24 protein-coding genes, 1 tRNA gene and 3 pseudogenes are annotated in these 26,654 nt (G+C 75.6%); 18 read left to right on the forward strand and 10 right to left on the reverse strand.

Going from position 1 to position 26,654, the window contains the following annotated elements; all coding sequences use genetic code 11:
* Positions 1 to 1,598 precede the first annotated feature (1,598 nt).
* Positions 1,599 to 2,976: pseudogene (locus tag BJF88_RS23070) on the forward strand (Rne/Rng family ribonuclease).
* Between the two features lie 7 nt (positions 2,977 to 2,983).
* Positions 2,984 to 4,984, forward strand: coding sequence for a thymidine kinase (locus BJF88_RS23075; RefSeq protein WP_075827945.1), 2,001 nt, complete (start codon positions 2,984 to 2,986; stop codon positions 4,982 to 4,984).
* On the opposite strand, the gene BJF88_RS04640 is transcribed toward BJF88_RS23075, so the two are convergent.
* Positions 4,945 to 5,496, reverse strand: coding sequence for a protein-L-isoaspartate O-methyltransferase (locus tag BJF88_RS04640; RefSeq protein WP_075828048.1), 552 nt, complete (start codon positions 5,494 to 5,496; stop codon positions 4,945 to 4,947). The two genes, BJF88_RS23075 and BJF88_RS04640, sit on opposite strands and share 40 nt — an antisense overlap.
* Before the next feature lie 329 nt (positions 5,497 to 5,825).
* On the opposite strand from BJF88_RS04640, the gene rplU reads away from it, so the two are divergent.
* The 10 genes and pseudogenes from rplU (at position 5,826) to BJF88_RS04685 (ending at position 14,182) form a co-directional block, all read left to right on the forward strand.
* Positions 5,826 to 6,134: a 50S ribosomal protein L21 gene (rplU, locus tag BJF88_RS04645; RefSeq protein WP_216093437.1), complete on the forward strand. Its 309-nt coding sequence runs from the start codon at positions 5,826 to 5,828 to the stop codon at positions 6,132 to 6,134.
* Between the two features lie 83 nt (positions 6,135 to 6,217).
* Entirely contained in the window at positions 6,218 to 6,475 is a 258-nt protein-coding gene (gene rpmA, locus BJF88_RS04650) for a 50S ribosomal protein L27 (RefSeq protein WP_075827946.1), read from the forward strand.
* A 93-nt stretch (positions 6,476 to 6,568) separates the two neighbouring features.
* A complete protein-coding gene (gene obgE / locus BJF88_RS04655) occupies positions 6,569 to 8,176 on the forward strand; it encodes a GTPase ObgE (RefSeq protein WP_083648861.1) in 1,608 nt (535 codons plus the stop codon).
* Positions 8,177 to 8,181: 5 nt separating this feature from the next.
* Positions 8,182 to 9,309: a glutamate 5-kinase gene (gene proB / locus BJF88_RS04660; protein WP_083648876.1), complete on the forward strand. Its 1,128-nt coding sequence runs from the start codon at positions 8,182 to 8,184 to the stop codon at positions 9,307 to 9,309.
* Between the two features lie 117 nt (positions 9,310 to 9,426).
* A pseudogene (locus tag BJF88_RS04665) lies at positions 9,427 to 10,766 on the forward strand (glutamate-5-semialdehyde dehydrogenase).
* A 190-nt stretch (positions 10,767 to 10,956) separates the two neighbouring features.
* Positions 10,957 to 11,112, forward strand: a complete 156-nt coding sequence (locus BJF88_RS19885; RefSeq protein ID WP_187346194.1) for a hypothetical protein — start codon at positions 10,957 to 10,959, stop codon at positions 11,110 to 11,112.
* Between the two features lie 40 nt (positions 11,113 to 11,152).
* Positions 11,153 to 11,758: a nicotinate-nucleotide adenylyltransferase gene (gene nadD, locus BJF88_RS04670; RefSeq protein ID WP_075827947.1), complete on the forward strand. Its 606-nt coding sequence runs from the start codon at positions 11,153 to 11,155 to the stop codon at positions 11,756 to 11,758.
* A gap of 1,156 nt (positions 11,759 to 12,914) precedes the next feature.
* Positions 12,915 to 13,352 (forward strand): ribosome silencing factor, encoded by a 438-nt coding sequence (gene rsfS, locus BJF88_RS04675; protein ID WP_075827948.1) that lies wholly within the window; start codon positions 12,915 to 12,917, stop codon positions 13,350 to 13,352.
* Positions 13,349 to 14,029: a histidine phosphatase family protein gene (locus tag BJF88_RS04680; protein ID WP_075827949.1), complete on the forward strand. Its 681-nt coding sequence runs from the start codon at positions 13,349 to 13,351 to the stop codon at positions 14,027 to 14,029. The genes rsfS and BJF88_RS04680 overlap by 4 nt, the downstream gene beginning before the upstream one ends.
* Positions 14,030 to 14,106: 77 nt before the next feature.
* Positions 14,107 to 14,182: transfer RNA gene (locus BJF88_RS04685), tRNA-Ala, on the forward strand.
* Between the two features lie 150 nt (positions 14,183 to 14,332).
* Here BJF88_RS04685 and BJF88_RS04690 read toward each other — a convergent pair.
* The 3 genes from BJF88_RS04690 to BJF88_RS20230 form a co-directional block, all read right to left on the reverse strand.
* Positions 14,333 to 15,028, reverse strand: coding sequence for an SH3 domain-containing protein (locus tag BJF88_RS04690; RefSeq protein ID WP_075827950.1), 696 nt, complete (start codon positions 15,026 to 15,028; stop codon positions 14,333 to 14,335).
* A 373-nt stretch (positions 15,029 to 15,401) separates the two neighbouring features.
* Positions 15,402 to 16,592, reverse strand: coding sequence for a hypothetical protein (locus tag BJF88_RS20225; protein WP_222843926.1), 1,191 nt, complete (start codon positions 16,590 to 16,592; stop codon positions 15,402 to 15,404).
* Positions 16,499 to 17,389 (reverse strand): BTAD domain-containing putative transcriptional regulator, encoded by an 891-nt coding sequence (locus tag BJF88_RS20230; protein WP_222843927.1) that lies wholly within the window; start codon positions 17,387 to 17,389, stop codon positions 16,499 to 16,501. The genes BJF88_RS20225 and BJF88_RS20230 overlap by 94 nt, the downstream gene beginning before the upstream one ends.
* Before the next feature lie 95 nt (positions 17,390 to 17,484).
* Between BJF88_RS20230 and BJF88_RS04700 the strand changes: the two genes are divergently transcribed.
* A complete protein-coding gene (locus BJF88_RS04700; RefSeq protein ID WP_075827951.1) occupies positions 17,485 to 18,363 on the forward strand; it encodes an alpha/beta fold hydrolase in 879 nt (292 codons plus the stop codon).
* 57 nt (positions 18,364 to 18,420) lie between these two features.
* Here BJF88_RS04700 and BJF88_RS04705 read toward each other — a convergent pair whose 3' ends face one another.
* A complete protein-coding gene (locus tag BJF88_RS04705) occupies positions 18,421 to 19,353 on the reverse strand; it encodes an aldo/keto reductase family oxidoreductase (protein ID WP_075827952.1) in 933 nt (310 codons plus the stop codon).
* 40 nt (positions 19,354 to 19,393) lie between these two features.
* A complete protein-coding gene (locus BJF88_RS04710) occupies positions 19,394 to 20,254 on the reverse strand; it encodes an aldo/keto reductase (protein ID WP_075827953.1) in 861 nt (286 codons plus the stop codon).
* Positions 20,255 to 20,399: 145 nt separating this feature from the next.
* Here BJF88_RS04710 and BJF88_RS04715 point away from each other — a divergent pair, with 145 nt between their 5' ends.
* The 3 genes from BJF88_RS04715 to BJF88_RS04720 are packed head-to-tail and all read left to right on the forward strand — an operon-like array spanning position 20,400 to position 22,587.
* Entirely contained in the window at positions 20,400 to 21,308 is a 909-nt protein-coding gene (locus tag BJF88_RS04715; protein WP_075827954.1) for a LysR family transcriptional regulator, read from the forward strand.
* Positions 21,305 to 21,610: a hypothetical protein gene (locus tag BJF88_RS21255; protein ID WP_255371756.1), complete on the forward strand. Its 306-nt coding sequence runs from the start codon at positions 21,305 to 21,307 to the stop codon at positions 21,608 to 21,610. The genes BJF88_RS04715 and BJF88_RS21255 overlap by 4 nt, the downstream gene beginning before the upstream one ends.
* The gene (locus BJF88_RS04720) at positions 21,559 to 22,587 is read left to right on the forward strand and encodes an MFS transporter (RefSeq protein WP_255371757.1); all 1,029 of its coding nucleotides are present in this window, start codon (positions 21,559 to 21,561) and stop codon (positions 22,585 to 22,587) included. Before BJF88_RS21255 ends, BJF88_RS04720 begins: the two co-directional genes overlap by 52 nt.
* A 37-nt stretch (positions 22,588 to 22,624) precedes the next feature.
* Here BJF88_RS04720 and BJF88_RS04725 read toward each other — a convergent pair whose 3' ends face one another.
* Together BJF88_RS04725 and BJF88_RS04730 are read right to left on the reverse strand one after the other, a co-directional pair.
* Positions 22,625 to 22,999: a TraR/DksA C4-type zinc finger protein gene (locus BJF88_RS04725; RefSeq protein WP_075827955.1), complete on the reverse strand. Its 375-nt coding sequence runs from the start codon at positions 22,997 to 22,999 to the stop codon at positions 22,625 to 22,627.
* 94 nt (positions 23,000 to 23,093) lie between these two features.
* Positions 23,094 to 23,312 (reverse strand): SCO4848 family membrane protein, encoded by a 219-nt coding sequence (locus tag BJF88_RS04730; RefSeq protein WP_075827956.1) that lies wholly within the window; start codon positions 23,310 to 23,312, stop codon positions 23,094 to 23,096.
* A gap of 191 nt (positions 23,313 to 23,503) precedes the next feature.
* Between BJF88_RS04730 and BJF88_RS21260 the strand changes: the two genes are divergently transcribed.
* Positions 23,504 to 23,866 carry a siderophore-interacting protein gene (locus BJF88_RS21260; protein ID WP_369824486.1) on the forward strand — a complete coding sequence of 121 codons (363 nt, stop codon included), beginning with the start codon at positions 23,504 to 23,506 and terminating at the stop codon, positions 23,864 to 23,866.
* Entirely contained in the window at positions 23,764 to 24,339 is a 576-nt protein-coding gene (locus tag BJF88_RS21265; RefSeq protein ID WP_369824487.1) for a siderophore-interacting protein, read from the forward strand. Before BJF88_RS21260 ends, BJF88_RS21265 begins: the two co-directional genes overlap by 103 nt.
* A gap of 28 nt (positions 24,340 to 24,367) precedes the next feature.
* On the opposite strand, the pseudogene BJF88_RS04740 reads toward BJF88_RS21265, so the two are convergent.
* Both BJF88_RS04740 and BJF88_RS04745 read right to left on the reverse strand, forming a co-directional pair.
* Positions 24,368 to 25,476 (reverse strand): annotated as a pseudogene (locus BJF88_RS04740) (fatty acid desaturase).
* A gap of 172 nt (positions 25,477 to 25,648) precedes the next feature.
* The gene (locus BJF88_RS04745; protein WP_075827957.1) at positions 25,649 to 26,602 is read right to left on the reverse strand and encodes a helix-turn-helix domain-containing protein; all 954 of its coding nucleotides are present in this window, start codon (positions 26,600 to 26,602) and stop codon (positions 25,649 to 25,651) included.
* Positions 26,603 to 26,654 lie beyond the last annotated feature (52 nt).

Consider the following 26,654-nt stretch of genomic DNA (forward strand, 5'->3'; position numbering starts at 1 on the left):
CCCCCGGCGGACGACGCCGAGGAGCGCCCCCGTGCACGTCGCTCGCGCCGTGGCGGCGATTCGCCGGCGCCGCCGAGCCCGCTGCCGCGGAGGCCTCGGAGCCGGCCGCACCCGCCGCACTGGACGCGGGGGCGGACGGCGGCACGACGCAGGCTGACGAGAAGGCCGGGAAGAAGGCCGGAAAGAAGGCGGGGAAGAAGGCCGGCGACAAGGCCGGGGCGAAGGACGGCGCGAAGAGGCCCGGGAGCACGGCCGGCACGACGGCGGAGGGCCCGGCAGGGTCGGCGGGCACGCCGGCGGTGGAGCCGCCCGCGTCGACGACGGGTGGCACGCCTCGGCTCGCGACGACCGCCCTGCTCTTCCAGGCACCCGACCCCGCCGCGGCGCCGCGTCGTCCCCGCCGCGCGCAGAGCCCGGCCGGTCCGCCCAAGCACGTGGAGCCGGCTGCCACGACGCCCGCCGAGCAGGAGACGGCGACGTCGGAGCCCGCGGTCACCGAGCGTCCGGCCCAGGGCCGCAAGGACACCCAGGACCGCAAGGACACCCAGGACCGCAAGGACCGCCGGAGCGAGCAGGCCTCGGCCGTGCCCGCCGACGCCTCTGGCCCGACCGAGCTCTCGGGCGAGGACCGGGCTGCGGTCGAGGAGATCGAGCTCATCGAGTCCGAGCTCGTCGCCGAGGGTGTGCAGGTCCCGGACGACGCGTTCGGGCCCGAGGACTTCGCGGACCTCGAGGAGGGGCCCCGCGACGCGACGGAGGAGGACGACGCGGAGTCCGCTCCGCGCCGTCGACGTCGCCGTGGCGGCCGGGGGCGGCGGGGCCGTCCCGACGCCGCCCGCGAGACCGAGTCCGAGTCCGAGGCGGGAACCGACGCGACCGACACCACCCCCGCGGAGACCCGGACCACGGCCGACGCCGAGGAGCCCGAGGCGCTCGCCGGGGACGGCGAGGCCAGCGAGCCCGAGGGCGAGGACGAGTCCGGCACGAGCCGTCGCCGGCGCCGCCGCCGTCGTGGCGGGCGTGGCGAGAACGGCGACGCCCCCGCGCGTGGTCGCTCGCGGGACCGCAGCCTCGCGGACGAGGTCACGGCCCTGAAGGGCTCGACGCGGCTCGAGGCCAAGCGTCAGCGTCGCCGCGAGGGCCGCGACGCCGGGCGGCGCCGCCAGATCATCACCGAGGCGGAGTTCCTCGCGCGCCGCGAGTCGGTCGAGCGGTCGATGGTCGTGCGCGAGAAGGACGGCCGCACCCAGATCGCGGTGCTCGAGGACGGCGTGCTCGTCGAGCACTACGTGTCCCAGCAGTCGCAGACGTCGATGGCGGGCAACGTCTACCTCGGCCGCGTGCAGAACGTGCTGCCGAGCATGGAGGCCGCGTTCATCGACGTCGGCAAGGGGCGCAACGCCGTGCTCTACGCGGGCGAGGTCAACTGGGACGCCGCCGGTCTCGAAGGACAGCCGCGACGCATCGAGCAGGCGCTGAAGTCCGGCGACTCCGTGCTCGTGCAGGTCACCAAGGACCCGATCGGCCACAAGGGCGCCCGCCTGACGTCGCAGATCACGCTCGCCGGGCGCTACCTGGTGTTCGTGCCGGGCGGCGGCATGACGGGCATCAGCCGCAAGCTGCCCGACACGGAGCGCAACCGCCTCAAGAAGATCCTCAAGGAGGTCGTGCCCGACGGCGCGGGCGTCATCGTGCGCACCGCGGCCGAGCGCGAGCGAGGAGGAGCTGCGCGCGGACGTCGAGCGGCTGCGCGGTCAGTGGGAGGCCATCCAGAAGAAGGCGAAGAGCGCGTCGGCCCCGGCGCTGCTCCAGGGCGAGCCGGACCTCGCGATCCGCGTGGTGCGCGACATCTTCAACGACGACTTCAGCTCGCTCGTGGTCGAGGGCGACGGGGCGTGGGGCGAGATCTCCACGTACGTTGAGGAGCTCGCACCCGACCTGCGCGAGCGGGTCACGCGCTGGACGAGCGAGCAGGACGTCTTCACGGTGCACCGCGTGGACGAGCAGCTCGCGAAGGGCATGGACCGCAAGGTCTGGCTCCCGTCGGGCGGCTCTCTCGTCATCGACCGCACCGAGGCGATGACGGTCGTCGACGTCAACACGGGCAAGTTCACCGGCTCGGGCGGCACGCTCGAGGAGACGGTCACGCGCAACAACCTGGAGGCGGCGGAGGAGATCGTCCGCCAGCTCCGGCTGCGCGACATCGGCGGCATCATCGTCATCGACTTCATCGACATGGTGCTCGAGTCGAACCGCGACCTCGTCCTGCGCCGCCTCGTCGAGTGCCTGGGCCGCGACCGGACCAAGCACCAGGTCGCCGAGGTCACGTCGCTCGGCCTGGTCCAGATGACGCGCAAGCGGGTCGGTCAGGGCCTCGTCGAGGCGTTCAGCGAGACGTGCGAGCACTGCCACGGCCGTGGCTTCGTCGTGCACACCGAGCCCATCGAGCGGTCGGGGGGCGGGCAGGGCAACGGCGGCGGGTCGTCGGAGGACGCGGGCGAGGGCCGGTCGCGCTCGCGCCGCAAGCGCAACGGCTCGAGCAGCGGTGCGGCACCGGCGTCAGGCGCCGCGACGGACACCGTCACCCTGCCGCACGCCGGGTCCCGGTGCTGCCGGACGTCTCGTCGCAGGCGCGGGAGGCCGTCAAGGCGACCCTCGCGACCATCGCGGCGGCCGCGGCGCACGCCCACGAGCACGAGGGTGAGGACCCCGAGGCCGGCGCGGCCCCGGGTGAGCCCGTGTCGGGGATCGGCGGGGACACCGGCGGCACCGCGCCGGACGCCGAGCCGGACGCGTCGACGTGACCGAGGGCGGGACCACGGGGACCTCGCCGGTGCCCGCGGAGGACGACGGCCGCTGAGCCTGCCCGCGCGCGGCCCGGGGCAGGGCCGCGCGCGGTGCACGTCCCCGCGGCGGCGTGCGCCCACGGGAGGCAGGCGCACGGGGCGGACAGGCCGTCGCCCGCACCTGGCATGATGCGGCCATGGGCTACGACCTCACCGGCCGTCTCGTCGTCGGCGTCTCCGCGTCCGCACTGTTCGACCTCGAGGAGTCGGACCGCGCGACGCGGTCCGAGGGGGAGGCGGACTCCCGCGCGTTCCCGGAGGAGCGCCTGGACGACCCGCTCGCGCCGGGCGTCGCGTCCGGGCTCGTGCGGCGCCTGCTCGCCCTCAACGACCTCGCGCCGTCCGCGGACGACCCGCTGGTCGAGGTCGTTGTCCTGTCGCGCCGGTCCCCGGAGACCGGGCTGCGCGTGATGCGCTCGGCGCGCCACCACGGGCTCGCGATCACGCGCGCGGTGTTCCGCCAGGGCCGCGCCCCGCACGAGCTCGTCGCGCCGCTGCACGTGGACCTGTTCCTCTCGGCGGACGAGGTGTCGGTGCGCGAGACCGTGGACCGCGGGCTGCCCGCCGGTCGCGTGCTCGACCCGGCGTCGGCCGACGAGCGGGGCGGGGAGCTGCGGATCGTGTTCGACGTCGACCAGGTCATCGGCGACGGCGCCGGCACGGATCCGCTGCCCGACGGTGGACCGCTGCGGGGGCTGCTGGCCGGGGTGCGCCGTCTCCAGGAGGCCCAGCGCCGCCGGCGGGACACGGACGCGGCCGACGCGCCGCGCCTGCACGTCGCGCTCGTCACGGGCCGCCCCGCGCCGGAGCACGAGCGCGCCGTGACGACGCTCCGGTCCTGGGGCGTCGCCCTCGACGACGCGTACTTCCTCGCCGGCGTCGACCCGTCGGACGTGCTCGCGGTGCTGCGCCCGCACGTCCTCGTCGGGGACCTCCGTGCGGTCGGCCAGGGCGACCGCGCCGCCATGCCCTTCCCGCACATGCCCCCCGCGCACATGCCCGCCGCGCACGTGCCCGTGCGCGTCGCCGAGCGGCGGCCGGGCCCGGAGGCGCGCAGCCGGCGGCGCCCGCCGCGCGCACCTCGCCCTCGTCCGCACCCTCATCCGCCCGGCCGCGCCGGCGGAGCCCCCTCGCGTCCTGCCGGCGACGACCACCCGTCCCGCGACGACGACGGCGCTCGTCGTCCCGGACGGCGCCGCCCGCCCCCACCGGACCCGCGAGCTCCCGGTCCTGGCGCGCGTGCCCGAGCTGACGGTCCTGGCGCACGACGGCGCGCCCGGCGGGGACGACTCGCGCCGTGGCCGACGCGCCGTCCTCGGCGCCGAGGGCGGCCCCGCGGACCGGCCCGAGCCGAAGCCGCTGCCCGTCCGCCAGTCCGCGACCCTGGCGCGCCACCACTGACCGTGACGGTGCCCGTCGTGGAGGCCGCCGGAGCCCGCCCCGCACCCCGCACCCGGCCCGGACGGGTCGAGGTGGTGTGCGGGCCGATGTTCGCCGGCAAGACCGAGGAGCTGCTGCGGCGCGTGCGCCGGGCGCAGGTCGCCGGGCGGCGCGTGCTCGTCGTCGGGCACGTGCTCGACACGCGGCGCGGGGCCGACGTCGTGAGCTCGCACTCCGGCCTGTCGGTGCCGTCGCGCAGCGTGTCGGGCCCGGACGAGCTCGAGGAGGTCGTCGGCCGGGACGGCCCGTGGGACCTCGTCGCGGTGGACGAGGCCCACTTCTTCGGCCCGCGGCTGGTCGACGCGGTCCAGCGGCTCGCCGACGCGGGTGCGGTGGTGGTCGTCGCCGGGCTCGACGTCACGTTCGACGCGCGCCCGTTCGAGCCGCTGCCGTCGCTCGCCGCGCTCGCCGAGCGCGTCGCCAAGCTCACCGCGGTGTGCGCGGTGTGCGGGGAGGACGCGGCGTTCCACCTGCGCACGACGGCGGACCCGCCCGGGGCGGGCGACGCGCTCGTCGCGGCGGCGTCCCACGTGGGCGGCGCGGAGGCCTACGAGGCCCGGTGCCGTGCCCACCTCGCCGTCGCGCCGTGGCGCGGGAGCGGGGGAGCCGCTCCCGCGGGCGGGCGGACGCGGGACGGACGGGCGGGGGACCGGGCGGGTCAGGCGGGCGGGTCCTCCACGAGCGGGACGAAGGAGTAGGTCCCGTGCTCGCTCGTGCGGACGGTGCCACCGGCGTCGCGCACGACGAGGGTCATGGTGTGCCGGACGGGGACGACCATCCGGCCGCCGGGCAGCAGCTGCTCGACGAGCGAGCGCGGCAGCGCGTCGGCCGCGGCCGAGACGAGGATCCGGTCGTAGCGCTCGCCCGGTCGGCCCAGCACGCCGCCGGCGGCCTGCTCGATCGCGGCCCACGGCACGTCGGCGGCGGCCAGGGCGGTGGCGCCCCGGTGGGCGAGCTCGGGCTCTCGCTCGAGCCCCAGCACCTCGCCGTCGGGGCCGACGAGCCGCGCCAGGATCGTCGTCGTCCACCCGGAGCCGGAGCCGACGTCCAGGACCCGCGCGCCGCGCGGGACGTCGAGGAGCCGCAGCATCGCCGCGACCGTCGACGGCTGGGAGTTCGTCTGCCCGTGCCCGATGGAGAGCGGGCGGTCCTGGTCCGCCCACCGCCGCTGCCCGGCCGGCAGGAACGCGCGGCGGTCGACGGCGCGCATCGCCGCGGCGACGGCGTCCTCGCGCCCGGGGCGACCCGCCTCCGCACGCACGACCTCACCTCCCCGGTCCACGCCTCCTCCAGACTGGCACGGCGGGCCGGGGCTCGCCGGACGACGTCGGTCGGCGTCGGTCGGCGTCGGTCGGCGTGGGACCACGGGCATTTGACCTGCTCGCCGCCCGTCCGTAGTCTTGAACGTCGGCGCGTCATGGGCGCGCCGGTCCCGTGTGCCCACGGACGGTTCGCACTCGCACGCTGCGGCGTGGCTCGAGTCCCCAAGACGTCCCCGCCGTGACGAGCACGCCAAGACTAGGAGAGATGAGCAGCAACGTGGTGTACGCGATCGTCAAGGCCGGTGGCCGTCAGGAGAAGGTTTCCGTCGGCGACATCGTCGTGGTGGACCGGGTGTCCGCCGGTGTCGGTGACTCCGTCGAGCTGCCCGCTCTCCTGCTGGTGGACGGGGAGAAGGTGACCACCGACGCCGCGAAGCTCGCGAAGGTCAAGGTCACCGCCGAGGTCGTGCGGGACGAGAAGGGTCCGAAGATCACGATCCTGCGGTACAAGAACAAGACCGGTTACCGTCGTCGCCAGGGTCACCGCCAGCAGCTGACCCGCCTCAAGGTCACCGGCATCAAGTGATCTCCCGCGGCGGGAGGTGACGGGCCCTCGGCCCGGCCGAACGCCGCCAGGCACCCTCCCCTTCGCACGAAAGCAGGTTCGTCATGGCACACAAGAAGGGCGCGAGCTCCTCGCGCAACGGTCGCGACTCGAACGCCCAGCGTCTCGGCGTCAAGCGGTTCGGCGGTCAGGTCGTCAAGTCGGGCGAGATCATCGTCCGCCAGCGCGGCACGCACTTCCACCCCGGTGACAACGTCGGCCGCGGTGGCGACGACACGCTGTTCGCCCTGGCTGCCGGCGCCGTGCAGTTCGGCACGCGCCGCGGCCGCAAGGTCGTCGACATCGTCTCCGTCGAGGCCTGAGCGGCACCGAGCAGACTTCCCGCAGGAGGGGCGCACCGTGGCGGTGCGCCCCTCCTGCTGTTCCACCAGGCGTACCTGCGAGAGGATCCACCCATGGCCACGTTCGTCGACCGCGTCGTGCTGCACGTCTCCGGCGGCAACGGCGGGAACGGCTGCGCCTCGGTGCGCCGCGAGAAGTTCAAGCCCCTCGCCGGGCCCGACGGCGGCAACGGCGGCGACGGCGGCACGGTCCGCCTCGTCGTCGACCCGCAGACCACCACCCTGCTCGAGTACCACCACTCGCCCCACCGCCACGCGCAGTCGGGCACGCAGGGCATGGGCGACGACCGCGACGGCGCCAACGGCGGCGACCTCGTGCTCTCCGTGCCGGACGGGACGGTCGTGAAGAGCCCCGACGGGGAGGTGCTCGCCGACCTCGTCGGCACCGGCGCCGAGTACGTCGTCGCGGCGGGCGGTCGCGGCGGCCTGGGCAACGCGGCGCTCTCGTCGCCCCGCCGCAAGGCGCCGGGGTTCGCGCTGCTCGGCGAGCCGGGCGAGGAGCGCGACGTCGTGCTCGAGCTCAAGACCATCGCCGACGTCGCGCTCGTCGGCTACCCGAGCGCCGGCAAGTCGTCGCTCGTCGCGGCGATCTCGGCGGCGAAGCCGAAGATCGCGGACTACCCGTTCACCACGCTCGTGCCGAACCTCGGCGTCGTGCAGGCCGGTGGTGCGCGCTACACCGTCGCGGACGTCCCCGGCCTCATCCCCGGCGCGAGCGAGGGCCGCGGCCTCGGCCTGGAGTTCCTGCGCCACATCGAGCGGACGGCCGTCATCGTCCACGTGCTCGACTGCGCGACGCTCGAGCCCGGCCGCGACCCGATCAGCGACCTCGACGTGCTCGAGGGCGAGCTGGCGGCGTACGCGGGCGACCTCGGCATCGAGGGCGGGCGCGTGCCGCTCATGGAGCGCCCGCGCGTCGTCGTGCTGAACAAGGTCGACGTGCCGGAGGCGCGCGAGCTCGCCGAGCTGGTGCGGCCGGACATCGAGGCGCGCGGGCTGCGCGTCTTCGAGATCTCGACCGCGAGCCACGAGGGCCTGCGCCCGCTCACCTACGCGCTCGCCGAGCTCGTCGAGACGGCGCGCGCCGAGGCCCCCGCACCGGAGCCCACGCGTGTCGTGCTGCGTCCGCGGGCCGTCGACGAGACGGGCTTCACCGTGCGGCGCAAGGGCGGCGCGACCGACTACTGGTTCGAGGTGCGCGGCGCCAAGCCCGAGCGCTGGGTGCGCCAGACCGACTTCTCGAACGACGAGGCCGTCGGCTACCTCGCCGACCGGCTCGCGCGCGTCGGTGTCGAGGAGGCGCTGTTCAAGGCCGGCGCCGTGGCGGGCGACGAGGTGCGCATCGGCAGCGACGCGAACGCCGTCGTCTTCGACTGGGAGCCCACGCTCATGACCGGCGCCGAGCTCCTCGGCGGCCCGCGCGGCTCCGACCTGCGCCTCGAGGAGCGCCTGCGCCCCACGCGCTCCGAGAAGCGGCGTGAGCACCACGAGCGCATGGACGCCAAGGCGGAGGCGCGCCGCGAGCTGTGGACCGAGCGCGAGTCGGGCACGTGGACGGACCCGGACGCGACTGACGGCTGTCCGCGGCGAGCGACGCCGGGCGTCCTGCCACGTGAAACCGGCAGCGGCCACCGGTGCCGGCCCGCGATGATGGGTCGGTGAACGCCCTGTCGTCCCGGTCGCAGATCGCCACCGCCCACCGCGTCGTCGTCAAGATCGGCTCGTCGTCCCTCACCGGCCCCGACGGCCACCTCGACCTCGACGCGCTGCGCGCGCTGGTCGACGTCCTCGCCGCGCGGCGCGCCGCCGGGGGACAGGTCGTGCTCGTCACGTCCGGCGCCATCGCCGCCGGTCTCGGCCCGCTCGGCCTCGCCGCGCGCCCGCGCGACCTCGCCACGGCGCAGGCGACGGCGTCGGTGGGCCAGGGCATGCTCGTCGCCCGCTACACCGAGGCGTTCGCCGCGCACGGGCTGCGCGTCGGCCAGGTGCTGCTCACCGCCGAGGACACCGTGCGCCGCGGCCACTACCGCAACGCGCAGCGCGCCCTGGAGCGGCTGCTCGACCTCGGCGTCGTGCCGGTCGTCAACGAGAACGACGCCGTCGCGACCGACGAGATCCGCTTCGGCGACAACGACCGCCTCGCCGCGCTCGTCTCCCACCTCGTGCGGGCCGACGCCATGGTGCTGCTCACCGACGTCGACGGGCTGTACGACGGCCCGCCGTCGCGCCCCGGCGCGCACCGCATCGCCGAGGTGCGCACGCCCGCGGACGTGGAGGGCGTCGAGGTGACGGGCCGGGGGAGCGCCGTCGGGACGGGCGGGATGCTCACCAAGCTCGAGTCGGTGTCGATCGCGACCGGCACCGGCATCCCCGTCGTGCTGACGAAGGCCGCGCACGCCGCGGACGCCCTGGCCGGCAGGGAGGTCGGCACGTGGTTCGCCGCCACGGGCCGGCGCACGACCCGCCGTCGGCTGTGGCTCGCCCACGCCGCGCGGACGCGCGGGCGGCTCGTCCTCGACGACGGCGCCGTCCGGGCCGTGCAGGGCGGTCGCGCGTCGCTGCTCCCGGCCGGCATCACCGCGGTCGAGGGGGACTTCGACGCCGGGGACCCGGTCGAGATCGTGGCCGCCGACGGGCACGTCGTCGCCCGAGGCCTGGTCGCCTTCGAGTCGCGCGACATCCCCGGCCTGATCGGGCGGACGACGGCGGACCTGCGCGACGAGCTCGGCGAGGGCTACGACCGCGAGGTCGTGCACCGCGACGACCTCGTCCTCGTGCGCCGGCGTCACCGCTGAGGCACACCGCTGGAACGCCGTCGCTGGGACGTCACCGCTGGGACGCCACCGCCGGGGCGCGTGCCCGGCGTGCGGACGGCGCTGCCGCCGTGCGGCGCGCGACGTAGGCTCGGGGACATGACCACCACCGACGACGCGCGCGTCACCCCGTCCGCCCCGGCCCCCGCGGTCGAGGTCGTCACCGGGCCCGAGCCGGACGTGACGGCGGCGGTCGAGGACGTCGCGCGGCGGGCCAAGACCGCCTCACGGGCGCTCGCGACGGCGACGCGCGCCACCAAGGACGCCGCGCTGGAGGCGCTCGCGGACGCGCTGGTCGGGGCGACCGACGAGATCGTGGCCGCGAACGCCGTCGACCTCGAGCGCGGGCGCGCCCGCGGCATGGCGCCGGGCCTGCTCGACCGGCTCGCCCTCACGCCCGAGCGCGTCGCCGCGATCGCGGACGCGCTGCGCGAGCTGGCCGGGCTGCCCGACCCGGTCGGTGCGGTCGTGCGCGGCTCGACCCTGCCGAACGGCCTGCGTCTGCGCCAGCTGCGCGTCCCCATGGGCGTGGTCGGCATGATCTACGAGGCACGGCCGAACGTCACCGTGGACGCCGCCGGGCTCGCCCTCAAGAGCGGCAACGCCGTGATCCTGCGCGGCGGGTCGGCGGCCGCGAGCTCGAACGAGGTGATCGTCGGCGTGCTCGCGCGGGCGCTCGAGGCGCGCGGCCTGCCGGGCGACCTCGTGCAGTCCATCGACGCGCACGGGCGTCCCGGCGCCGTCGCCCTCATGCACGCGCGCGGCCTGGTCGACGTCCTCGTCCCGCGCGGGGGCGCGGACCTCATCCGGACCGTGGTGCGCGAGTCCACCGTGCCGGTCATCGAGACCGGCGTGGGCAACGTGCACGTGTACGTCGACGCGAGCGCCGACCGGGCCATGGCGCTCGAGATCCTGCTCAACGCGAAGACGCAGCGCGTCGGGGTCTGCAACGCCGCCGAGACGCTCCTCGTGCACGCCGACGCCGCCGGCGACTTCCTGCCCGCCGCGCTCGCGGCCCTCGGGGAGGCGGGCGTGGTCGTGCACGGCGACGAGCGCACCGCGGCCCTCGCCCCGGCCGGGCTCGAGGTGCGTCCGGCCACCGACGAGGACTGGGCGACCGAGTACCTCGCGCTGGAGATCGCCGTGCGCGTCGTCGAGGACCTCGACGCGGCCATCGAGCACGTGCGGACCTGGTCGTCGGGGCACACCGAGGCGATCGTGCGCGCGACCTGCAGGCGTCCGAGCGGTTCGTCGCGGAGCTCGACTCCGCCGCGATCATGGTCAACGCCTCGACACGGTTCACCGACGGTGGTCAGCTCGGGCTCGGCGCCGAGATCGGCATCTCGACCCAGAAGCTGCACGCCCGCGGCCCGATGGGCCTGGCCGAGCTCACGACGACGAAGTGGGTCGTGCACGGGGACGGCCACGTCCGCCCGTGACGAGCGGTTCGCCCGCGGTACCCGGTACCGCCGGGACCACGTCCGCGCGAGGCCGTGAGAGACTGGTCGGCGACCGGAGCACGCCCGGTCGTCCGCAAGCACCGCACCGACCCGCACCAACCACGTACCGCCCCGGCCGCCGACCCTGACACGGGCCCGCCCGGGGAGGACGACTCTCGAGGAGGACGTCGTGATCTCAGCCGTCGTGCTGGCCGCCGAGGAAGGCGCCGAGGCCGCGTCGCACCTGCCCATCCCGCCGCTCGCGTTCGGGCTGCTGGGCTTCGGCGGGCTCGTGGCCCTGCTGCTCGTGACCTACGCGTTCCGCAGCGTCGGCACGCGCCACTGACACGGCACGACGGACGGCGCCCGCGACCGATGACGCACCGATGACCGCGCGCAGCCCCCGGCTGGGCGTCATGGGCGGGACGTTCGACCCGATCCACCACGGTCACCTCGTCGCCGCGAGCGAGGCCGCGGCGCGCTTCGACCTCGACGAGGTCGTCTTCGTCCCCACGGGCAAGCCGTCGTTCAAGCAGCACCAGCACGTCAGCGCCGCGGAGCACCGCTACCTCATGACGGTCATCGCGACGGCGTCGAACCCGCGGTTCACGGTGAGCCGCGTCGACGTCGACCGCCCTGGTCTGACGTACACGGTGGACACGCTGCGGGACCTGCGCGAGGCGCGCCCCGACGCGGAGCTGTTCTTCATCTCCGGTGCGGACGCGATCGAGCAGATCCTGACCTGGAAGGATGCCGACGAGCTGTGGAAGATGGCACACTTCGTGGCTGTCTCGCGTCCGGGTCACCAGCTGGACGTCGCCGGGCTGCCGTCCGGCGTCGTGACGACGCTCGAGGTCCCGGCGCTCGCCATCTCGTCGACGGACTGCCGCCGGCGCGCGCAGGACGGCCGGCCGGTGTGGTACCTGGTGCCGGACGGCGTGGTCCAGTACATCGCCAAGCACGGTTTGTATCGAGGTCAGCACGATGAGTGACAACGGCAGCAACATGCAGCCCGTCCGCCCGCTCACGCGGAGGGAGATCCGCGAGCGGGAGCAGGCGGCGGCCGCCGAGCGCGCCGCCCAGGGTGGCGGCGCGTCGCAGCCGCCCGCGTCCCCCGGCGCGTCCGGCGGGGGATGGAGCCCGCCCGCGCCCGCCCGGCCGAGCGGTCCGCCGCCGTCGCGTCGCGCCCTGCGCGAGTCGACCGGACCCGCCGAGCAGCCCTCGCAGCCGACCGTCGTGCGTCCTCCCGCCGCGTCGGGCGGCATGCGCGGGCTCGACGAGACGGGGCGCCTGACGCCGGTCCAGGAGACGTCCGAGCGGCACACGATCCGTCCGCCGGCACCGGCACCGGCGCCCGCCGCCCCGAACCGGACGAGCGCACGCCCGGCGTCGGGCTGGCAGCGGCCGACGACGACCGGGCCTGCTGGTCCGGTGCGTCCGCCCAGTCCCGCCCCGGGCGCGTTCGGGGCGCCGCCGGAGCGCGGGCCCGCCGCGCGGCCCGCCGGGACGTCGGCGTCCCCGGAGCAGCCGCAGCGCACGTCCGCCTTCGCGGCCGGGACGACGGGTGGCCCGGCGGCGCCGCGCGCCACCCCGGCGCCTGGTCCGCGGGGCAGGGCGACGCCGCCGCGTCGACCCGCCAGGCTCCGGCCACGCCCGCCGGCCCGGACTCGTCCGCCCGGTCCGCGTCCCCGGCGGCCGAGACGCCGGGTGCGGACCTGCCGTGGGCCGCGATCACGTCCGGTTCCGGCGCCGACCGCGGCCACGCCGAGCGGGACGGCACCGGCACCGCGTCGCCCTTCGGGACGACGTCGTCCTCCGGCTCGCCGTTCCCCACGACGACCGCGGCCGCACCCGGCACCCGGGGGACCGGGCCCGGGGACGAGGTCTTCCCGCGGACCGGTCAGCGGGCCGACCAGGAGGACGAGGCCGACGACGCGCGACGCGGTCCTTCGTACACGTGGCTGCACTACCTCGTCCTGGTCGCCGTGGCGTTCGTGCTCGGCCTCCTCGTGTGGGAGCTCATCTCGCGCGACGACGCCGGCCCCGCCGCGCAGGCCCCGGCCGCGCCCGCGGTCGTGGTCGCCGCGCCGGACGGCCCGCCCGGACCCCTCGCCCCAGCCGCTGAGCGGCACCGACGAACGGAGAGTCGTGACTGCAACCGAACGGGCCGTCGAGCTCGCCGTGATCGCGGCGCGCGCCGCGTCCGACCGCAAGGCCGAGGAGGTCCTCGCGCTCGACGTGAGCGAGCAGCTCGTCCTCACCGACGTGTTCCTGCTCGCCTCGGGCACGAACGAGCGCCAGGTCTCGGCGATCGTCGACGCCGTCGAGGAGGCGATGCACAAGGCGGGCGCGAAGCCGATCCGGCGGGAGGGCAAGCAGGAGTCCCGGTGGGTCCTGCTCGACTTCGGGGACGTCGTCGTGCACGTGCAGCACGCCGAGGACCGCCTGTACTACGCGCTCGAGCGCCTCTGGAAGGACTGCCCCGTGATCGAGCTGCCCGCCGACGCGCGGGGCGGCGACGGGACCGCCGGCGAGCGCGACGACGACGACGGGGCGATCCGCCTCTCGGGGGAGCCGCTCGCGTGACCGCGGGCACGGTCGTCCTCCTGCGCCACGGCCGTACCGAGTACAACGCCTCCCTGCGCCTGCAGGGGCAGGTCGACGTCCCGCTCGACGCCGTCGGTCAGTGGCAGGCCGCGCAGGGTGCCGACGCCCTCGCGAGCGCCCACCGGGCGACGCTCCTGGTGTCCTCCGACCTCGTGCGCGCGGCGGACACCGCCCGTGCGTACGGCGCCGTCGTGGGCCTGGAGCCCGTGCTCGACACGCGCTTGCGCGAGCGCGGCTTCGGTGCGTGGGAAGGGCTCACGGGCGACGAGATCGCCGCCCGCTGGCCCGACGAGTACGCGGCGTGGCGCCGCGGCGAGGAGCCGGCGAGCGCGGGCGCCGAGGCGAAGTCGGACGTCGCGGAGCGGATGGTCACCGCGGTCGCGGACCACGCCGAGGCACTGGGGCGTGACGACACGCTCGTCGTCGTGTCGCACGGCGCGGCGATCACGCTCGCGGTGACGAGGATGCTCGGCCTGGACCCGGACGGGTGGCGCGGCCTCTTCGGCCTGCACAACGTCCACTGGGCCCACCTGCACGCCTCCGGGCCCGACGCGGTGCCGCCGTGGCGGCTCGTGGCGCACAACGTCGGGGCGGGCTTCCCGCTCGACCGGTGGAACGCCGGGCCGGATTGGAACTTGGAGCCCGTTTCTGCGTAGACTGGCGACGCTCCGCAGGGCGGGGATCGCACAGATCCTCTGTCCGGAGGAGCACCTACCTGGACCTTCGGGTCCACGGGGCTGTGGCGCAGCTGGTAGCGCACCTGCATGGCATGCAGGGGGTCAGGGGTTCGAGTCCCCTCAGCTCCACCAGAGGACGCGGGACACCGGTGACGGTGTCCCGCGTCTTTCGCGTTTCGGGCCCGAGTCGATGAGAGTCCGGGTGCGACGGAGACGACGAAGGAGCCCGGCCGGGCGGCCGGGCTCCTTTCGCCGTCGGGAGCCGTCGTGCTGCCGACGACGCTACGACGTGCTGACGTGGACGTGGTCGAAGTGGTTAGCCGTCGCGCCGCCGCGGTCCTCCATGCCGGACCACGCGCTCGCCGGGTCGCCCGCCATCCAGATCTTCTGCTGGTAGATCACGTAGGTGACGCCGAGGGCACCGGCGTTGGCCTGCACGTAGCGGGCGATGTCCCACCCGGCGTCGCCGGAGATCATGATGTCGACCGCGCGGCCGGTGCCGTGGTCGCCGCCGTCACCCGGACGCACGCCCCCGTAGGCGGAGACGCCCGGGAACGCCGCGCAGACGGACCGGTAGACCGCGCGGGCGTTGCTCTGCAGGCCCGACTCGATGCCGGAGCTCACGGGGCACGCGGCGCTCGACGTGCCGGCGGATCCCGACGGGGCGGCCGCCGGGGCCGCAGCAGGCGCGGGTGCCGGCGCAGGCGCGGGCTTCGACCGGGCCAGGTACCGGGAGCTCACCCAGGCGGCTGCGCCGTCCCAGACGACCTGGCTCCACCCGTCCTGGGCCACGCCGGTGACGTCGACGGCCGTGGCGGCGGGGGCGGTCGTCACCTGGGCGGCGTCCACCGACGGTCCCGTCCGGACGTTGACGGCCGCCGTCGTCCACAGCTGACCGGTGACCGTGGGCACGGGTTCGGGCGCGACGGCGGGCTGGGCGGCCGCTTCCGGGGCGGGGACGACCTCGGGGGTCGGCATCGGCTCGGGCGCGGGCGACCTCGTCGCAGGGCCGGTCGTGAGCGGAGCGCGCGCGGCGGAGCGGCTGGCGGCGGTGCTCGGCCGGTCGCGCCGGACGCGGTGCTCGACCGGTCGGCGCCGGGGGCGAGCTCGGTGCTGCCGTCCGCGGCCTGCGACCCGGTGCTGAGCGCTCCGGCGCCGAGCAGGGTCACGAGCGCGAGAGCGGGCAGGCGGAGCGAGCGCGCACGCGCGGCGGTCGCCGAACGATGGCGGGCACGGGACATGGGGAGGCTCCGGACGTGGGGGGAAGGACGCGGCCCATGTAACCAAACCGTTATCAACGTCGTCTAGCCGTGCAGGTCACAAGGGCGGGCGGACCCCGACCGATGGTTCGTCAGGGCGTGCCGGCCGCTGACCCCACCGCCGGGTCGAGGCGGTCGGCGACGGGTCCGAACGTCACGAGCCCGCTCCCCGCGCCGGCGACCTCGTGGCGCGCGGGTGCGAGCGCCGTCCGGGCACGCGTGCGGGCGCCGGCGTGCCCGGCCTCCGTCGCAGCCTGCGCGACGACGCACCACAGCGCCTCGAGCAGCAGGCCGGGCGGCGGGTCGGGGAGCCGGTCGAGCGCGGCGCGCGCACCGGGCCGGTCGCCGGTGCGCACGCGCACCAGCGGCCGCACCCACGGCGCGTACGGGCCCCAGCCGTCGGTGGGGAGCGGCCGTGCCCGGCCGCGGACGAGGTCCAGGCCGAGGAGGGCGAGCGGGAGCAGCCCGTCGACGACGCCGGGCATGCCGGCGTCGTCGAGCGCGCGGACCGCGGCGGTCAGGCGGTCGCCCGCGTCGGGCGCGCCGTCCTCGGCCGCGCGCATCGCGCGGTACCCGGACACGAGGACCGCAGCGCGCGGGCGCTCGTGCCGTGCCGAGACGTCGTCGAGCTCCCGGGCCAGCGCGTCTCCCTCCGCGGTGCGTCCGAGCGCCCCCGACGCCTGGAGGCGGACCAGGAGCCCCTGCACCTCGGCGGACGGCAGGTCGTGGCGGCGCGCGAGCGCGACGATCTCGGCGCCGAGACGGTCGCGCTCGGCGGCGAGCCCCGCCCGGTCGCACGCGTGCAGGGCGAGGGCGCCGAGAGCCGAGCACAGGAGACCGGGATCGCGCAGGTCGCGTGCGCCGCGCACCGCCGCCTCGGCGTGCTCCCGACCCTCGCGGCCGGGCAGCCCGCGCGTCTCGACCGCGACGAGCACGCGCAGGCGGGTGCGAGCGGCGGTCGCGGCGTCGGCGGGCAGGGCGTCGAGCGTGCGCAGGGCGACGTCGGCGAGCGCGAGCGAGCGCTCCGGGTCGTCGCTGCGGGGCCAGACGCTCGGCACGTCGTAGCCGCCGAGCACGCGGGCGGTGAGGGCCGGGTCGCCGAGCGCCTCGGCGGTGCGGGCGGCCTCGAGCAGGTCCTCGTGCGGCGTCGCCGGCGCGGACGCCGAGACCGCGAGCCGTCCGAGCATGCTCACGGTGGTCTCGAGCCGGGCGCGCGACCCCGGCGCGAGCGCGCGCAACGAGTCGTCGGCGACGCGGCGGAAGACGTCCGCGGGGGCGCGCACGTGCGGGTCGTGGCGCAGGAGCCGGCCTCGAGGTCGGCGAGCGCCGGGGACGGGTCGAGGCCGAGCTCGTCGCGCAGCACGTCCCGCGCCCGCCGGAGCGTCTCGAGCGCCTCGACCTGGCGCCCGGCGCGGTAGAGCGACAGGGCAAGCAGCCGCCAGCCCTCCTCGCGCCACGGGTAAGACCCGGTGTGCGGCGCGGCGAGCGCGACGGCGTCGTCCGCGCGCCCGGTGTCCGCGAGCGCACCGACGAGACGTTCGACGGCGAGAGCGCGCCGCTCGGACAGGCGCGCGCGCTCGGCGTCCGCCCACGGCCGCCCCGCCTGGTCCGGGTAGGCCTCGGCGGGCCAGCCGGCGACGACGGGGCCGAGCACCCGCACGACGTGCGCGGCGGGGGAGTGCACGGTGCCCGCCACGGCGGCCTCGGCCCGCCACGCGTCGACGGCGTCCTGCGGGAGCCGCAGCGCGTAGCCGTCGCCCTCGGTGACGAGGACGCGCGCCGGGGAACGGGGCACCCGGCCCGGTTCGAGCACCGCGCGCAGGTCCGCGACGAACGTGCGCACGGTCCCCACGGCGCGCGGCGGTGGGGCGTCGTCCCAGAGGTCGTCGACGAGCGCGTCGACGGTGACGGCGCGCCCCCGCGCGGCGACGAGGCGCGCGAGCAGCTCGCGGTGGCGCGGGCCGCGCAGGTCGAGCGGGGCGCCGTCGCCGGACCACGCCGCCGTCGGTCCGAGGACGCGGGCAAGGAGCCCGTCCCGTGCGCCGGTCCGTCCTGCCGCCTGCTGCCCCTCGTCCCGCACGCGGCAAGCCTAGGTCCGGAGGCGGCGCACGGCGCTGATCGGCCGCTGATCCGCGGCGGCGAGGCTCGTCGCGTCCCCCTCGGAAGGAAGAACCGATGTCTCTCACCATCCCCGGCTTCACGACCCGTCGCGTCCCGGTCGCCGACGGCGTCGCCCTCCACGCGGCCGTCGGCGGGCAGGGCGACCCCGTCGTCCTGCTCCACGGCTTCCCGCAGACCCACCTCATGTGGCGGCACGTGGCCGCCGACCTCGCGCGCGACCACACCGTGATCTGCCCGGACCTGCGCGGCTACGGCGCGAGCGACAAGCCCGCCGAGGCCGACGGGAGCACCTACGCCAAGCGCACCATGGGCGCCGACGTCGTCGCGCTGGCCCGCGAGCTCGGGTTCGACCGGTTCGCGCTCGCCGGCCACGACCGTGGGGCGCTCGTCGCGTTCCGGACGGCGCTCGACCACCCGCGGACCGTCACGCACCTCGCGACGCTCGACGTGCTCCCGACGCTCGACATGTGGGAGGTCCTGCACGGTGCCGACGCACGCGTCGCGTGGCACCTCTACCTCATGGCCCAGCCGGCGGGCCTGCCCGAGGCGATGATCGCCGCCACGGCGGACGCGTTCTTCGGCTCGTTCCTCGACGGCTGGACGGGCCGGCCGGACGCCATCCCCGCCGAGGCGCGCGCCGAGTACCTGCGCGCGTCCCGCGAGGCGGTGCCGTCGATCGTCGCCGACTACCGGGCGTCGGCCGAGATCGACGTCGAGCACGACCGTGCCGACCGCGCGCAGGGCCGCACCCTCGACATGCCGACGCTCGTCGTCCAGCAGGACTGGGGCGCGCAGCTGGGGTACGACGCCGCCGCGCTGTGGGGCGCGTGGGCGACCGACCTCGTGCACCGGACCCTCGCCGTCGGGCACTTCATGGCGGAGGAGTCGCCCGACGTCGTCGGTGCCGAGCTCCGCGCCCTCCTCGCCCGCTGAGCACGGCACGGGCCCCGGCGCACGAGGTGCCGGGGCCCGTGACGCGTCGACGGCCCGTCAGGGGACGGTGTGGCCGGCGGCGCGGAAGAGCTCGTACCACTCCGCGCGCGTGAGGTGCACGTCCGAGCCCTGCGCGGCGCCCGCCACCCGCTCGGGCGTCGTCGTGCCGAGGACGACCTGCATCCGGGCCGGGTGCCGCGTGATCCACGCCGTCGCGATCGCGATCGGCGGGACGTCGTACTGCGCGGCGAGGCGGTCGATCACCGCGTTGAGCTCTGCGTACTCGGGCGAGCCGAGGAACGTCCCCGTGAAGAAGCCCGCCTGGAAGGGGGACCAGGCCTGCACGGTGATGTCGTGCAGCCGGCAGTAGTCGAGCGTGCCGACGTCGCGGCTCACCGACTGGTCGAGCGCCGCCATGTTCGACGCGACGCCCTGGGCGATCAGCGGCGCGTGCGTGATCGACAGCTGCAGCTGGTTCGCCACGATCGGCTGCTCGACGTAGCGCCGCAGCAGCTCGATCTGCCCGGGCGTGTGGTTCGAGACGCCGAACGCCCGCACCTTGCCGGCCGCGTGCAGCTCCGAGAACGCGCGGGCCACCTCCTCGGGCTCGACGAGCGCGTCCGGGCGGTGCAGGAGCAGCACGTCGAGGTGGTCGGTGCGCAGCGCCTCGAGCGAGGCGTGCACCGACGCGACGAGGTGCTCGTACGAGAAGTCGAAGTACGGGCCGTCGGGCACGATGCCGGCCTTGGACTGGATCACCCACTCGTCCCGCTCGGCGGGGGAGAGGGCCATCGCCTCGGCGAAGCGGCGCTCGCAGCCGTGCAGGTCGTCGCCGTAGACGTCGGCGTGGTCGAGGAACGTGATCCCGGCGTCGCGCGCGGTGCGCACGAGCGTGCGGACCTCGTCGTCGGTCTTGTCCTGGATGCGCATGAGCCCGAGCACGACGTCCGGGACGACGAGGTCCGTGCCGGGCAGGGTGAAGGTCTTCACAGGAGTCTCCTCGTGGTGGTCGGGCGGCGTGGTCGCCGCGTCACGCGGCCGAGAGGCGCGCGACCTCGTCGTCGGTGAGGACGAGGTCGGCCGCGCCGGCGGAGTCGCGGACGCTCTCGGGGCGCGACGCGCCCGGGATCGGCACGACGACGGGTGCGAGCGCCAGCTCCCACGCGAGGGTGACCTGGTAGACGCTCACGCCGTGCGCGTCGGCGACGTCCTGGAACGCCGCGTGGGCCGCGCCCAGCTCGGACGCGTTCGCGATGCCGCCGAGCGGGCTCCACGGCAGGAACGCGACGCCGAGCGCCGCGCAGTGCTCGAGCTCGCCCAGGCTGGAGCGGAACCGCGGCGAGAACTGGTTCTGCACGGACACGAGCCGGCCGCCGAGGACCTCGTTCGCCTCGTCGATCTGCGCCACGTCGGCGTTCGAGATGCCGGCCATGCGGATGACGCCCTCGTCGAGGAGCTCGGCGAGCGCCCCGACCGACTCGGCGTACGGGACCGCCGGGTCGGGCCGGTGGAACTGGTAGAGGCCGATCGCGTCGACGCCGAGGCGCTGCGCCGACGCCTTGGCGGCCTGCTTGAGGTAGGCGGGGTCGCCGTTCTTCGTCCAGGACCCGTCGCCCGGACGCAGGTGCCCGCCCTTGGTCGCCACGAGGACGCCGGACGTGTCGTCGCCGTACGAGCGCAGCGCGCGGGCGATGAGCTCCTCGTTGTGGCCGACCTCGTCGGCGTGCAGGTGGTAGGCGTCGGCCGTGTCGATCAGGGTGACGCCGGCGTCGAGCGCGGCGTGGACGGTCGCGACGGAGCGGGACTCGTCGGGGCGTCCCTCGATCGACATCGGCATGCCGCCGAGGCCGATCGCGGAGACGGTCTGCTGTCCGATCGTGCGCTGGTGCATGAAGGAATCCTCCTGGGTGGTGGTGCGTCGGCGGGTGGCCGCCCCGTGGGCGAGGACCGACGAGTGACGCTGTCGCGAGCCTAGGAAGACCTCACCTAGAATTCCAACGATTGGCAGTTGTGCGATCCAGAACTGAGAGCGATCAATGGACCTGCGCCAGATGGAGTACCTCGTCGCGCTCGCGGACGCGCGGCAGTTCACGCGGGCCGCCGCGCTCTCCGGGGTGTCGCAGTCGGGGCTCTCGGCCGCCATCCGCGGGCTCGAGGAGGAGCTCGGCGCGAGCCTCTTCACACGGACCACGCGCCGCGTCGAGCCGACCGAGGCCGGGCTCGCCCTCCTGCCGCACGCCCGCGCGATGCTGGCCGCGGCCGCAGCCGCGCGCGACGCGGTCGTACAGGCGACGCACCAGGTCTCCGGTGCGCTGCGCGTGGGGGCGGAGCAGTGCCTCGGCGTGGTCGACGTCGCCGCGCTCCTCGAGCGGTTCCACCGCCGCCACCCGCTCGTCGAGATCCACTTCGTCCAGGCCGGCTCGCACGAGCTCCTGGCGCGCGTGCGCGACGGTGACCTGGACGTCGCGTTCGTCGCCACCACGGACGGTCTGGGCGCGCTGTCGCAGACCGTCCTCGGCAGCGAGCCCCTGGTCCTGGTGTGCCCGCCGGAGCACCGTCTCGCCCGGCGCGGGCGCGTGGACTGGTCGGACCTCGTGGGAGAGGACTTCGTCGACTTCGACGTGTCGTGGGGAGCGCGCCCCGTGAACGACGCGACGTGCGCGGCGCACGGCGCGCACCGCCGCGTGCGGTTCACGGTCAACGACGTGCACACGCTCCTCGCGCTGGTCGACCGCGGTCTCGGCATCGCCCTCGTCCCGCAGCACGTGTCCGCCAAGCCGCAGGCCGCGCGCCTCGCCGCGGTCCCCCTGCCGGAGGAGGGCGCGCCGAGCTGGGTCGTCTCGGTCGTCACCGGCCGCGACCACGCGGCAGCCGCCCCCCGGCTCCTCGAGCTGCTCGCCGACACGCCCGCCGGCAGCACCGCGCCTGCGGCGGCCGCGCGGTGACCAGGGCATCCGGCCCGCGGGAGCCCGCTCCGCTCTTCCCGTTCCGCAGCGTCGTGCTCGGGGCGTTCGTCCCGACGCTCGTCCTCGAGATCGGCGTGGGCGCCATGCTGCCCGTCGTCGCCGTGACCGCGACGGACCGGGGCGCGACCCTGACGGTCGCCGGGCTCGTCGCCGCGCTGGTCCCCGTCGGCAAGATCCTCTTCGACCTGCCCGCCGGGACGCTCGCGACACGCTCGGGGACCGCACCGCCATGCTCCTCGCGGGTGCCGTCGCCGTCGCCGCCTTCACCACGGTGGCCCTGACGAGCGCCCTGTGGGGGCTGGCGGCGGGCGTGCTCGCCCTCGGCGCCTCGACGGCGGTGTTCAACCTCGCGCGCCAGGCGTACCTCACGGAGATCACGCCGCCGCTGCGGCGCGCGCGCGTGCTGTCCACGCTCGCGGGGGTGCACCGCATCGGGCTGTTCCTCGGCCCGTTCGCCGGCGCGGCCGTCATCGCGGCGTCGTCGGTGCGGGGCGCCTTCTGGCTGGGCGCGGGCGCCGCGCTGGTCTCCGTGGCGGTCGTCGCGGTCGTGCCGCCCGAGCGGGCGAGCGCGACGGGGGAGGAGCGCCCGGTCGTGGAGCCGCGCCGGCGCGTGCGCATCGTCGACGTCGCGCGCGACCACCGCCGGCTGTTCGGGACGCTCGGCGTGGCGATCCTGCTCGTCGCAGCGGTGCGCGGCGCACGGCAGACGGTGATCCCGCTGTGGGGCGAGCACCTCGGCCTCGACGCCGAGGTCACGTCCGTGCTCTTCGGCGTCGCCGGCGCGCTCGACATGCTGCTGTTCTACCCGGCGGGCAAGGTCATGGACCGGTTCGGCCGGCTCTGGGTCGCCATCCCCTCCATGCTGACGATGGCCGTCGCGCTCGCCGTGATGCCGCTGGCCCAGACGGTGCCCGCCGTCGCGGTGGTCGCCGCGCTGCTGGGCGTCGGCAACGGCATGGGCTCGGGCATCATCATGACGCTCGGGGCGGACGTCGCGCCCCCGGACGTGCGCCCGACGTTCCTCAGCGTGTGGCGGCTCTTCCAGGACTCGGGCGACGCGCTCGGACCGCTCGTGCTCTCGGCCGGTGCTGCGCTGGGCTCGCTCGCCGCGGGCATCTGGGCGGCGTCCGCGCTCGGGGTCGCGTCCACGGGCGCGCTCGCGCGGTGGGTGCCGCGCTACTCCGCGCTCGCCGACCTCACAGGTCGACCCTGGCGCCGCCGGCCCGCACGGGTGCGCGGGCAGGGATCGCCGCGCTAGCCTGCGCGGACGCCGGACGACACGTCGCCCGGCGTGCTCACCGCCCCCGGGACGCGCACGCGATGCACGTGCGGGCGGCCGGCCGGGCGAGCAGGCGCTCGCGCGGGATCGGCGTGCCGCAGCGCTCGCAGCGGCCGTAGCCGCCCGCGTCCATCCGCCCCAGGGCCGCGTCCACGTCCGCGAGGTGACCGGTGGCGGCCGCGAGCAGGGCGGTCGTCTGCGACCGCTCGAAGGCGATGGTCGACCCCTCGGGGTCGTGCTCGTCGTCGGTCGCGGTGTCCCGCGTGGCGTCGACGATCGTCGTGAAGCTCCGGCCGAGGGACGCGATGGTGTCCGAGGTGCGCTCGCGGTCGGCCACCAGCAGCGCCCGGAGCTCGGCGAGGTCGACGTGCTCCGTGCCGTCAGCCTGCATGGTCGTCAGCCTCCGTCGTCAGCCTGCATCGTCGTCGGGCTCCCTCGTCGTCGGCCTGCGTCGTCGTTGGGATCCCTCGTCGTCCCGTCCGTCGTCAGACGAGCGTGAGCACCCCGAGCACGCCGACGGCGACCCCGAGCACGAGCGAGACGCCGATGAGCACGGCGTGCACGACGAGGAAGCGCGTGGCGCGCCCGGCGGCGTCTCGCGAGCGCGGGTCCTTGGCGATGCGCTGCCAGAAGCGCGGCCAGATGAGCACGTTCCACAGCGCGGTGACGATCAGCACGACCGACCAGGCGAGAGGGAGTTCCACGCGTCGAGCATGACAGGTCGGTGCGACAGCGGTGCCGCCGGTGAGCCGCGGGGACCGCGCGGGAGCCTGTGGGGTCGGCCACATCGACTCCGGAGATCTGGTGAGGCTAGCCTTACCCCGCGTCGACGGCCGGCCGGTCGTCGACGAGCCCGGCACGCGTCGACGTCGTGCCGCCGAGTCGGGGAGCCAGCGTGGGCAGCTACAAGATCGTCAAGCCGGCCGACGCGCACGTCCTGACCCTCGAGGTGGTCGGCACGGAGCGTGTGACGCCGAGCATGGTCCGCGTGACCCTCGGCGGCGAGGGCATGGACCACTTCACGCCCATGGGGTTCGACCAGTGGTTCCGCCTCTTCCTCGCCCGCCCGGACCAGGAGTCGCTGCGCCTGCGACCCGGTCCTCCGGGCTCTGGTACGTCCAGTACCTCGCGACGCCGAGACCGAGGCGCCCGTTCGTGCGGAACTACACCGTGCGCGCGGTGCGTCCCGACCTCGGCGAGCTCGACGTCGACCTCGTCGTCCACGGCGACGCGGGTCCGGCGTCGCGGTTCGCGCTGACCGCGCGGCCGGGTGACCAGGTGGGACTGCTCGACCAGGGCGTGGGCTACAACCCGCGCGTCGAGCACGACTGGACGCTCGTCGTCGCCGACGAGACGGGTCTGCCCGCGGTCGCGGGCATCTGCGAGTCCCTGCCCGACGACGCGCGCGGCCTCGCGGTCGTCGAGATCCCGGAGGCGGCCGACGCCCAGGAGTTCCGGGTGCCGGACGGCGTCGAGCTGCGGTGGGTGGTGCGCGCGCAGGCGAGTGCGGGCGTGACGTCCGGCGACGCGCACCACGCCGTGCCGGGGCGTCTCGCGCTCGAGACCGTGCGCGCGGCCGACCTGCCGGCCGGTCCCGTCTACGCGTACGCGGTGGGGGAGTCGTCGCTCGCGACGGGGGTGCGCCGCCACCTCGTCGACGACCGCGGTGTGCCGAGGGCCAACGTCGACTTCGTGGGGTACTGGCGCCACGGCCACGCGGCGTCGTCGTGACGCGAGCCGGCCGCCTGCGCTCGCGGCGTCAGACCTTGCGGAGCTGGTGGAACATCGGGCAGTCGAACGGGTCGCGAGCCGACAGGCCGACCTGGTTGAGATAGCGCACCACGATCGCGTACGACTGCGCGAGGCTCGTCTCGGTGTACGGCAGCCCGAGGTGCGCGCAGTGCTCGCGCACGACCTCGCGCGCCCGCGCGAGGTGCGGCCGGGGCATGCTCGGGAAGAGGTGGTGCTCGATCTGGTAGTTGAGACCGCCCATGAGGACGTTCATGAACGCGCCGCCGCGGATGTTGCGGGAGGTGAGCACCTGCTTCGACAGGAAGTCGATCTTGCTGTCCTCGGGGATCACGGCCATGCCCTTGTGGTTGGGCGCGAAGGACGCGCCCATGTAGACGCCGAAGACCGCGAGCTGCACGGCGAGGAACGCGAACGCCATGCCCAGCGGCAGTGCCCAGAAGACCACGGCGGCGTAGGCGGCGAGGCGCACGGTGATGATCGCGAGCTCGGACAGCCGGGTCCGCCGGTCCGCCCGGACGCCCGATCCGCTGAGCAGGCTCCGGTACGCCGTGACGTGCAGGTTGAGGCCCTCGAGGGTGAGCAGAGGGAAGAACAGGTAGCCCTGGTAGCGGTTGATCAGCGCCCGGAACCCGGTGGCGCGAGCCGCGTCTCGCCGAGGAAGGCGACGACGTCCGGCTCGATGTCGGGGTCCTTGCCCCGGCGGTTCGGGTTCGCGTGGTGCCGCGTGTGCTTGTTCATCCACCACGAGTAGCTGATGCCGACGACGGCGTTCGCGAGGATCTTCCCGACGCGGTCGTTGACGGGGCCCGAGGCGAACACCTGCCGGTGCGACGCCTCGTGCGCCACGAAGGCGAACTGCGTGAGGACCAGCCCGAGCGCGCCCGCCATGAGCAGCTGGAACCAGGAGTCGCCCAGCAGGACGAAGCCGGTCGCGATCCCGCCCAGCGCGAGGGTCAGCAGGCCGAGGGTCCACAGGTAGTAGCCCCGCGCGCGCTCGAGGAGGCCGGCGTCGCGCACGGTGCGCGACAGCGCGCTGTACGTGCTCGTGACGGCCGCGGCGTCGGCGGTCCGGGGGCGGGTCGCCCGGAATCCCGGGCGTACTGCAGCAGAGGTCACAGGTCCTCGCAGACGGTCGGTGTCGACTTCCCAGCCGCGGAGGTGAGCAGACGCTCGTCGTGCAGATGCCCTCACCCTACGGGACCGTAGGTTCCGGTGCGTCCCCGGCTCGTGAAGGACCGACGAAGGTGTGACGACGGGATCGTCGGTGCCCCGGCCGTCCCGGCCCGGGTCAGGCGGCGTGGCGGAACGTCGTCCGGAACTCCGTCGGGGTCACGCCCACGGCCCGGCGGAAGTGGTGGCGCAGCAGCGCGGCGGACCCGAACCCGCAGCGTCGCGCGACCTCCTCGAGGTCGAGCCGGGTCTCCTCAAGAAGGGTCTGGGCGTGCGCCACGCGCTGCGCCGTGAGCCAGGCCAGCGGCGTCGTCCCCGTCTGCGCCACGAACGTGCGCGCGAACGTGCGTTCCGACGTGTGGGCGCGGCGCGCGAGGTCCCGGACGGTCAGCGGCTCGTCGAGGTGCTCCGTCATCCAGTCGAGCAGCTCCGCGAAGGAGTCCTCCTCGGCCGCCGGGACGGGCCGCTGGACGAACTGGCGCTGACCGCCGTCGCGCTGCGGCGGCACCACCATGCGGCGGGCGATGACGTTCGCGACCCGCGAGCCGAGCTCGCGCCGCACGAGGTGCAGGCACGCGTCGATGCCGGCGGCGGTGCCGGCGCTGGTGATGACGTCACCGTCGTCGACGAAGAGCACGTCCGGGTCGATGTCGAGGCTCGGGTGCCGGCGCTGCAGCTCCGCGGCGTGCATCCAGTGCGTCGTGACGCGCCGTCCCTCGATCACACCGGCGGCGGCGAGGACGAACACGCCCGAGCAGACGCTGAGGAGCGTGGCGCCCCGGGCGGACGCGCGGCGGACCGCGTCGAGCACGGGCTCGGGATAGCGCGACCCGATGCGGATCGCCGGGACGACGACGAGGTCCGCGTCGTCGGCGGCGTCCAGGCCGTGCTCGGGCACGAGGCCGGCGCCGACGGACGTGCGCACGGCCTCCCCGGCGACCGGGCCGCAGACCCGGAAGTCGAAGCGCGGCACGCCGTCGTGCGTGCGGTCGAGGCCGAAGACCTCGCACACGACGCCGAACTCGAACGGGGCCAGGCCGTCGCTCACGACGGCCGCGACGGTGCGCAGCATAAAGGTGAGGCTAGGCCTGTTGGCAGGAAGTTGTCGAGGGGTGTCGGTGCTG

This window comes from Cellulosimicrobium sp. CUA-896, from assembly GCF_001942335.1.
Taxonomy (GTDB): domain Bacteria; phylum Actinomycetota; class Actinomycetes; order Actinomycetales; family Cellulomonadaceae; genus Cellulosimicrobium.

Excerpts from the sequence above, each read along its gene's own strand:
- BJF88_RS04640 (WP_075828048.1), bottom strand. The coding sequence starts at position 5,496 with ATGCGCGCCGTCGACCGCCGCGCGTTCCTGCCGGCCGGGCAGCGGCGG.
- BJF88_RS04720 (WP_255371757.1), top strand. The coding sequence starts at position 21,559 with ATGCTCCTCGCGGGTGCCGTCGCCGTCGCCGCCTTCACCACGGTGGCC.
- rpmA (WP_075827946.1), top strand. The coding sequence starts at position 6,218 with ATGGCACACAAGAAGGGCGCGAGCTCCTCGCGCAACGGTCGCGACTCG.
- BJF88_RS04710 (WP_075827953.1), bottom strand. The coding sequence starts at position 20,254 with ATGCACCAGCGCACGATCGGACAGCAGACCGTCTCCGCGATCGGCCTC.
- BJF88_RS04725 (WP_075827955.1), bottom strand. The coding sequence starts at position 22,999 with ATGCAGGCTGACGGCACGGAGCACGTCGACCTCGCCGAGCTCCGGGCG.
- obgE (WP_083648861.1), top strand. The coding sequence starts at position 6,569 with ATGGCCACGTTCGTCGACCGCGTCGTGCTGCACGTCTCCGGCGGCAAC.
- nadD (WP_075827947.1), top strand. The coding sequence starts at position 11,153 with ATGACCGCGCGCAGCCCCCGGCTGGGCGTCATGGGCGGGACGTTCGAC.
- BJF88_RS04700 (WP_075827951.1), top strand. The coding sequence starts at position 17,485 with ATGTCTCTCACCATCCCCGGCTTCACGACCCGTCGCGTCCCGGTCGCC.
- BJF88_RS23075 (WP_075827945.1), top strand. The coding sequence starts at position 2,984 with ATGGGCTACGACCTCACCGGCCGTCTCGTCGTCGGCGTCTCCGCGTCC.
- BJF88_RS04690 (WP_075827950.1), bottom strand. The coding sequence starts at position 15,028 with ATGCCGACCCCCGAGGTCGTCCCCGCCCCGGAAGCGGCCGCCCAGCCC.
- BJF88_RS04715 (WP_075827954.1), top strand. The coding sequence starts at position 20,400 with ATGGACCTGCGCCAGATGGAGTACCTCGTCGCGCTCGCGGACGCGCGG.
- BJF88_RS04745 (WP_075827957.1), bottom strand. The coding sequence starts at position 26,602 with ATGCTGCGCACCGTCGCGGCCGTCGTGAGCGACGGCCTGGCCCCGTTC.